Source organism: Aminobacter sp. P4_H6_2 (assembly GCF_056400805.1).
The window spans coordinates 1-7462 of sequence record NZ_JBFUKO010000257.1; the positions used below are offsets into that span (position 1 = coordinate 1).

10 protein-coding genes are annotated in these 7462 nt (G+C 59.7%); 5 read left to right on the plus strand and 5 right to left on the minus strand.

From position 1 onward, the window contains the following. The 3 genes from AC1DUU_RS18045 to AC1DUU_RS18055 all read left to right on the plus strand — a co-directional run. Positions 1–372, plus strand: a 372-nt coding sequence (locus AC1DUU_RS18045) for a nucleoside hydrolase (RefSeq protein ID WP_476784779.1), incomplete at its 5' end; no start/stop codon positions are given. Between the two features lie 14 nt (positions 373–386). Beyond that, complete coding sequence (locus AC1DUU_RS18050) at positions 387–980, plus strand: TetR/AcrR family transcriptional regulator (protein WP_476784780.1); 594 nt, start codon at positions 387–389, stop codon at positions 978–980. Between the two features lie 34 nt (positions 981–1014). Continuing rightward, complete coding sequence (locus AC1DUU_RS18055) at positions 1015–2112, plus strand: pyridoxal phosphate-dependent aminotransferase (protein WP_476784781.1); 1098 nt, start codon at positions 1015–1017, stop codon at positions 2110–2112. Here AC1DUU_RS18055 and AC1DUU_RS18060 read toward each other — a convergent pair. Further along, on the minus strand, positions 2109–3146 hold the full coding sequence (locus tag AC1DUU_RS18060) for a glucoamylase family protein (protein ID WP_476784782.1): 1038 nt from the start codon (positions 3144–3146) through the stop codon (positions 2109–2111). The two genes, AC1DUU_RS18055 and AC1DUU_RS18060, sit on opposite strands and share 4 nt — an antisense overlap. 3 nt (positions 3147–3149) lie before the next feature. Here AC1DUU_RS18060 and AC1DUU_RS18065 point away from each other — a divergent pair, with 3 nt between their 5' ends. Further along, on the plus strand, positions 3150–3404 hold the full coding sequence (locus AC1DUU_RS18065) for a hypothetical protein (protein WP_476784783.1): 255 nt from the start codon (positions 3150–3152) through the stop codon (positions 3402–3404). 71 nt (positions 3405–3475) lie between these two features. On the opposite strand, the gene AC1DUU_RS18070 is transcribed toward AC1DUU_RS18065, so the two are convergent. From AC1DUU_RS18070 to AC1DUU_RS18080, 3 genes are all read right to left on the minus strand, one after another. Then, on the minus strand, positions 3476–3937 hold the full coding sequence (locus AC1DUU_RS18070) for a pyridoxamine 5'-phosphate oxidase family protein (protein ID WP_476784784.1): 462 nt from the start codon (positions 3935–3937) through the stop codon (positions 3476–3478). A gap of 78 nt (positions 3938–4015) precedes the next feature. Beyond that, positions 4016–4399 (minus strand): COG4315 family predicted lipoprotein, encoded by a 384-nt coding sequence (locus AC1DUU_RS18075; RefSeq protein WP_476784785.1) that lies wholly within the window; start codon positions 4397–4399, stop codon positions 4016–4018. Between the two features lie 466 nt (positions 4400–4865). Continuing rightward, a complete protein-coding gene (locus AC1DUU_RS18080) occupies positions 4866–5153 on the minus strand; it encodes a hypothetical protein (protein WP_476784786.1) in 288 nt (95 codons plus the stop codon). Between the two features lie 270 nt (positions 5154–5423). Between AC1DUU_RS18080 and AC1DUU_RS18085 the strand changes: the two genes are divergently transcribed. After that, positions 5424–5687 (plus strand): DUF1488 family protein, encoded by a 264-nt coding sequence (locus AC1DUU_RS18085; RefSeq protein WP_476784787.1) that lies wholly within the window; start codon positions 5424–5426, stop codon positions 5685–5687. Between the two features lie 105 nt (positions 5688–5792). On the opposite strand, the gene secF is transcribed toward AC1DUU_RS18085, so the two are convergent. Then, a partial coding sequence (gene secF, locus AC1DUU_RS18090; RefSeq protein ID WP_476784788.1) for a protein translocase subunit SecF occupies positions 5793–7462 on the minus strand: 1670 nt, incomplete at its 5' end.

Below are 7462 nucleotides of genomic sequence, written 5' to 3' on the forward strand. Positions count from 1 at the left end.
GGCATCGACTGCACCTATACCGCCCAGATGACGCCGGAATGGCTGCAAAAGCTGCGCGCGCTCGGCACAGGCTCGGCCATCGAAGCCGCCAACATGGCCGATTTCTACCGCCAGTACGGCTCGCACAAATTCCCCACCGAAGCCCGCCCGATCCATGACGCCTGTGTCACCGGCTATCTGCTTGCGCCGCATCTGTACGAACAGAAGCAATGCAACGTCACCATTGAGCTGATGTCGCCCGAGACCATCGGCATGACCGTCGTCGACTGGTGGCACGTCACCGGCCGGCGGAAAAACTGCAACGTGCTGCGCCGCATCGATGCCGATGGCTTCTTCGAGCTGATGCTGGAGCGCTTCGGCAACCTTCCCTGAGAGGGCGATCGGCGATGAAAACAGGTGCCCCTATTCCCGAACGCAAGCCCGCGGCGCGAAAGACGCTGTCGCGCGAGGCCTGGGTTGCGGCTGCCATAGCAACGCTGGAAAAGAAGGGCATCGCCAACGTCAAGATCGACCACCTGTCGAAACAACTGAAGGTCACGCGCGGCAGTTTCTATTTCCATTTCAAAAACCTGAAGGACCTGCTCGACAGCCTGCTCAAGGAATGGCGTCAGCGCAATTGCAAGCCGTTCGAAGCGCTCATCGACCAGGAGGTCATTGACGGTCCGGCCTTCTTCGATGCGGTGACCGGGGTGTGGATCAGGGAAGATCCCTTCAGCCCCCGGCTCGATCTCGCGATCAGAGACTGGGCGCGCAGCTCGGCAGTGATCGCCCGCAAGGTGCAGGCGCAGGACGATTTTCGTATGGCGCTGCTTGTCAGGGCTTTTGCGGTGATGGGCTACGACCAGGACGAAAGCCTGATCCGCGCCCGCATCACCTATTTCCAGCAGATCGGCTACTACGCCACCCACTTCAAGGAGCCGCCGGCGGACCGCAAGCGCTTCCGCTCGCTCTATACCAAGATCCTTATCGGCTCCGACTAAGCGCCCCCCTCATTATCTATTTCGAGGAAATGAAATGTCCCTGCCTGTGCCTTATCTGTCCGCCCGTACGCTGACCGTCGTCAAGAAGATCGACACCACTGGTGCGGCACGCGTAGTCAATCTCGGGCTCAACGAAAGCTGGCTCGGATCGGCACCGGGCGTGGTCGAGGCAATCCGTGAGGCCGCGCCTAATGTCTACCGCTATGCCGATCCGAACTGCGGAACGATGCGTGCGGCAATCGGCAAGCAGTTCAACCTCGACCCCGCCCGCATCGTCTGCGGCAACGGCTCGGAGGAGCTGTTGGATGCTGTCGGCCGCGTCTATGCGCGCGCCGGCGACGAGATTCTGTTTCCGGCCTATTCCTTCCTGCAGTTCGCCATCGTTGCCTACCGTCTTGGCGCCAAGGCGGTCGAGGCACCGCTCGGGCCGGACTTTTCCGTCGATGTCGACGCGCTTTTGGCCGCCGTCACGCCAGCGACGCGCGTCGTCTTCCTCGCCAACCCAAACAACCCCACCGGCTCGGTCGTGCCGATGGACGAGGTCGCGCGGCTGGCGCGCGAGCTGCCGTCGCATATCGTTCTTGTGCTCGACGCGGCTTACGCCGAATATGTCGACCCGGTCGAGGCGATCGCTACTTTCGAGATCGCCGATCGCCATCCCAACGTCATCGTCACGCGCACCTTCTCCAAGGCCTATGGCCTGGCGTCCGCGCGTGCCGGCTGGGCTTATGCCTATCCGGAAGTTGTCTCGGCGCTGAACAATGTGCGCGGCATCGGCAACGTCAACGGCCTGGCGCAGGTGGCAGCGACCGTTGCTGTCGGCGAGCAGGATTTTGTCCAGCACGTGCGCGCCCGCACCGCCGAGGAGCGCGAATATCTCGAAGGCGAACTGCGCAAGCTCGGTTTCGAGATTTCGCCAAGCGCTGCCAACTTCGCTTTCGTCCGCCTGCCCGGTGCCTATGCCGGCTGGGCGCAGACGACTGTGGCGCGGCTTGCCAAGCAGGGCTTCATCATCCGTTCGAACGAGGACTACGGCCTGCCGGAATGGCTGCGCATCTCGATCGCCGACCGGGCCGACCTCGATGAAATGCTGGCCCTGTTGCGGGTCGAGGTCCGCGCGGCCAACGGCTAGGAAACCGCGAGCGACCCGGCTGCCTCACGTCTCAGATGTTTGGTTCCTGGCCCGGTGAAACCCAGCCTAGCCAGGCCAAGGCGAACTTCCGGTGCGCCCATGAACAGCCTCCACAAAAGCCCGGTGCGATGGTTTTCAATCATTGCGACAATGGGGCCTTGGTTGATGGCCAAATAGGTGCGGGCGTACCAGTTGCGGTTTTCGCAGAACGCGTCGACAAAGCCGAAACGCCCCCAGATGCGTTTCCTTGGCTTCACCAGGAAACCGCGCAAAGCCGACATCGCCTGTTCGGGCACATAAGGAAAACTTGATAGAGCGGCACTCGGCGTGATGACACCAACGTCCCTATCCGGAGCATGCGCGATATAGCCCGTCGGCCCATGAGATGCGGTGAGCCCCCAGCAATCGGCGCCGTAGCCTTGATGGTTATGGGGATTGAGCTCGCAATGGCGATGGTTGATCAGCGCGTGACGAATATTTTGCTCCCAATAGTCGGCATAGCGATCATTGAGGCCGTTGGGATCGAGCCCGCAAAAGGAATAATGCGCGAAAAAGAGCGGGCCACCAAAGTCCGTTCCTAGTGGCAAGGCTATTCCGTAGTGGTCACGCCCGTTTTGAAAAGCCGGCCCAGTGGCAAAGCCGTCGTGGTAGCAATCCGGATCGATGGCGTGATGCTGCGATCCTGCTCCCAGAACGAATGCAAGCAGGCACTCGTTCCAGCCTTCGATCGGGCTGTTCATGGCCCAACCATGCCTGGGGCTCCAGTGCCAGTAGAGTTTGCCTTTCCGCGCAAACCAGCTCCACTCGGCCTGCGCCAGCAACGCGTTCACCCGATCGCAAAGACGCTGTTCCTCGGCCGAGAGGCCGTCCAGATATTCGCGGGCACAAATCAACCCCTGAAACAGGAATGTCGTTTCGACAAGGTCCGCTCCGTCATCCTTGCGCCGAAACGGGATAGTGTCGCCTGTAGCGCCGTGGATAAAATGCGGGAACATGCCGTGGTAACGTGGCGAACGCTCGAGCAAATCGAGCATCCGATGCAGTCGACGCAGGGCTTCGGCGCGATCGACCCAGCCTCGTTCAACTGCAACGATGATGGCCATGATCCCGAAGCCGGAGCCACCGATCGCCACAAGATCGTTTGGCCGATCGCCTGTGGTCCTCTGGCGGTCGCGGGCAAGGCCGCTGACTGGATGGGCGCCTTCCCAGAAATAGCGGATCGTCTGCTGCTGCACGATATCAAGCAGCGCGTCATCGGCGGGTTCAAACGGATCTTGTGGAAGCTGGGATGACGGAGGCGAAGCAAGAATCATGATGCCAGTATGGCGCCAAAATTCGTCATTGAAGCGGCCATTCTTGCACTCTAGTCAGACGGCGCAGCCTCACGAGCATGCCTACCGGTCATGCTTTCGATCCTAATCCGGTAAAACACCGGTGCTGAGCCGACCGCAGTTGACGGGGAGCTGGGTTTCAGACTTCCTGGCTCCCACCAGTTGGCGTGTTGCTGAAGCAAAGACCAGGCATGGTCGCGATCACGTTGCCATTGCGGTGTGTCGGGCAACTCCTCAAACAGGCCATAAACGATAACGCTTCGCCATTCTCGATTTGCAATGATTTCATCGACCTGAACACACACCTGGGCATTCTCGCGCATCCAGTCGATCTTCTGACCCTGCATCGAAAAACTGTACAGATGATTGTCGGAAAATGCGTAGTGAAAAGGCACCAAATAAGGCCGGTTGTCTCTGGCGCAAGCCAGCCGTCCAAGCCCTTGTGACGACAAGACTGCAATGTTGTCCTCTCGCATCATCTCCTGCACGATCATTGCCTGCCTCCCGTTTCCCGGAATTATCCCGCTAGTCCGCACCCGGCGGCGCCATGAGACGCCGCCCACACGTGATGGTTAGCTGGCCTTCGCCTTGGCCATATGCCAGACGCCACCGACGCCCTCGCCGTTCATATCACCGGCTTTCTTGTCTTTGGCATAGGTGTAGAGCGGCTTTCCGTCATACGCCCACATCTTGCTGCCGTCCGTGCGGTCAACGACAGTCCATGCGCCGGCAGCCTTTGACTTGGCATCAGCCTTGAGCGCCGGCCAGGTCGCGGCACAAGCATCATAACAGCTGGATGCGCCAGCCTTGTCCTTGTCAAACGTATAGAGCGTCATGCCCTTCGTATTTGTGTATATTTCACCCTTTGGTGTCTTCGTCATCATTGCAGGCTCCGCTGCAAAACCCATTCCAGCGGTCATAAGTACAGCCGCAAGTCCAAATGCAATGCGTTTCATATTGATATTCCTTTATTATTAGTGGGCGGCCGAATGCCGCCAGAAACAAAACGGCTGGCCAGGGATGTTCGTTCCGCCATGTTCAGAATTATTTCCGCATCGAATATTTGATCATCGCTGTAGACGCGACCTGGATAAAGGCGCAGGGTCAATTGTCGGCCGCTCGTCTTAGGGCGCGGCTGATTGAGGGCGGCCATCGTGCCCTAGCCCCAACTGAAAGGAGGACACCGTGTCTTCCAACTATCTGACTTCCGAAAACATGAGCATGATCAGGCGGTTACTTGCCGAAATCCGGCAACGTGGCTCTCAGCCTGACCCCGATCGGGAAACGGCGACAGCACGATTTCAGAACGGAACAACGACTGTCGATGATCTTGGCAAGAGGCTCACGAGATATGCGCACCAGCGCACGACCATGGATCGGGCTATCGATCGATGGGACAACGAGGGTGGCGCTCTCAAGCCTTCACCAAATCAGGACCATGTGCTGCGCCTGGAAACGGCGATGATGCCGCTTCGGCCTCCACGGGACGAAGCTGATCGGCGACGTATCAACGACACCGTCGGAAAGCGGCGGCGCGCAAGAGATATCCACGAACGCAACCGCCTGATCTAGGCCGGCGGCCATCGATATTTCGACCAAAAATGAAAGAGGCCCCTGATGGCTGAATTGCATCAGCGCGGCGTCGAACTCGTGGTCCAACTTCTCGATGCAGCGGACGAACCATACGCTCTCACCGAGCAGGATATGCAAGCCATGCTGCGCGAGACAGCCCGGATTCTCAGCGGACTGCTGACGCGCGACATGCCGACATCGCGACTGCACAATGAGGTGGAGTAACCCTTGGTATGCATCCCGTACAAAGCGCAAATCAGGCGACGAACCTGGTCCCTGCGATGGGATGTTTGAGCTTCCGAATTGACGGAAGGCGGAACCAAGGCCTGCAACCTACAGCCGTAGTGGCTCGCCATTGTCCGGCGCCTTTCGGCAACCTGATCCAACGACCCTGCACTGGAGCAACTGATGACCCTAGCTTTCCCGAACAGAAGCCGCAGCTATGACGCCGCAAAAAAGGCCATACGCTTCCTGGGCTATGATGGGACGTTTGAAGTTCCGTTTTTCGTCGAGGTTCAGGCGCTCCAAGCCAGCCACGCGACGGCTGACAATGAAACGCGATATCTTGCCGCCTTCGATACGGCCCGCATCTCGATCCAGGACGTCGCGCGGGAGGTTTATTCCCACGGGCGCAAAAGCTTGTATGTGCTGACGGCATACGATTTTAAGTGACGATTTCTCGGCACCGCCAGCCGGCCCGACTTGCCATCCAATCGTCAGGTTTCACGCAAGTGGGTCTTTACCGGAGCCGCCATGAAACGGCTCCGGCAAAGTAGTTCAAGCCTTGGTTGCAACCACCTGAGTTGACGGCTCCCGGCCGGCATGACGGTGCTGCCACCAGTCGCCGAGCAGAAGCAGGATCGGTGCGGCGATGAAGATCGACGAGGTCGTTGCAATGAATACGCCGAACACCATCGGAATGGCAAAGTTCTCCACCGCACTGCCGCCCCAGATCGCCATCGGCAGCATCGAAAGCAGGATGGCAACAGAAGTATAGATACAGCGCGCGAACACCTGGTTGATGCTCATGTCGATGATCTCGCGCAGCGGCATCTTCTTGTACAGGCGCAAATTCTCGCGCATGCGGTCGTAGACCACCACCTTGTCGTTCACCGAATAGCCGATGATGGTCAGCAGGGCCGCGATCGCCGTCAGGTTGAAGTCCAGCCCGAACAGCGCAAAGAAGCCGACCATCTTGGTGGTATCGAGCACCAGTGTGGCAATGGCGCCGATGGCGAAGTTCCATTCGAACCGCCACCAGATGTAGACCAGCATGGCAAGCGCGGCCAGAACCACGGCCAGGATGCCGGACTGCGCCAACTCGCCGCTAACCTTCGGACCCACCACTTCGGTGCGTTCGAATTTCACGCTCGGATCGAGCTTCTGCACGGCAGCCTTGATGGTGTCGACGGCCGCGGTCTGCGCCGTCTCGCCGCCTTCCTGACGCTGCACGCGGATCAGCACGTTACCATCGCTGCCGATCTGTTGCAGGGCAACCTCGCCGATGTTTAAGCTGCCGAGTGTGCTGCGCAGCTGAGCCAGGTCGGCCGGTGTCGACGTCGCGATCTCGACCTGGATGCCGCCCTTGAAGTCGATGCCGTAGTTGAGGCCCGGCTTGAAGAACAGGCCGATGGAGGCAAGCGACAGGAAGATCGACATGCCGATGCCGAGGTAACGGGCCTTCATGAACGAGATCGAGGTCTTTTCAGGGAAGAAGCGGACCAGCGGTTCGATGGTGATCGTCTTCAGGCGCTTGCGGCGCACAACTGCGGCCATCAGGATGCGCGTCACCGAAACGGCGGTGAACATCGACAGACAGGTACCCAGGAACATGGTGATGGCAAAGCCGCGCACCGGACCCGAGCCGAACATGAACAGCAGGCCAGTAGCGATGAGCGACGTCACGTTGGCGTCCACAATGGTCGAGTAGGCGCGCTTGAAGCCATTGTCCAAGGCAGCAAAGGCGCTGAGTCCCTTCTTCGACTCTTCCCTGATGCGTTCATTGATCAAGATGTTGGCGTCGACGCCGAAGCCGATGCCCAGAATGATGCCGGCGATGCCGGGCAGTGTCAGCGTGCCGCCGATCAGGGTCAGGACGCCGAAGGTCAGGATCAGGTGCAGCAACAGGGCGAAATTCGCGATCATGCCCCAAGTGCCGTAGAGCGCGACCATGAACAGCACGACGGCCACAAAGCCGGCGACGCCTGTGTAGATGCCCATCTTGATGACGTCGCCGCCGAGGTCGGGACCGACGGTGCGCTCTTCGATAACGGTCAGCGGTGCCGGCAGTGCGCCGGCGCGCAGGAGTGCGGAAAGCGTCACCGTCTCTTCGACGCTGAAGCTGCCGCTGATCTGGCCCGAGCCGCCGGTGATCGGCTCGCGGATGTTTGGTGCCGACAGCACCTTGCCGTCGAGCACGATGGCAAAGGGCTTACCGACATTGGCAG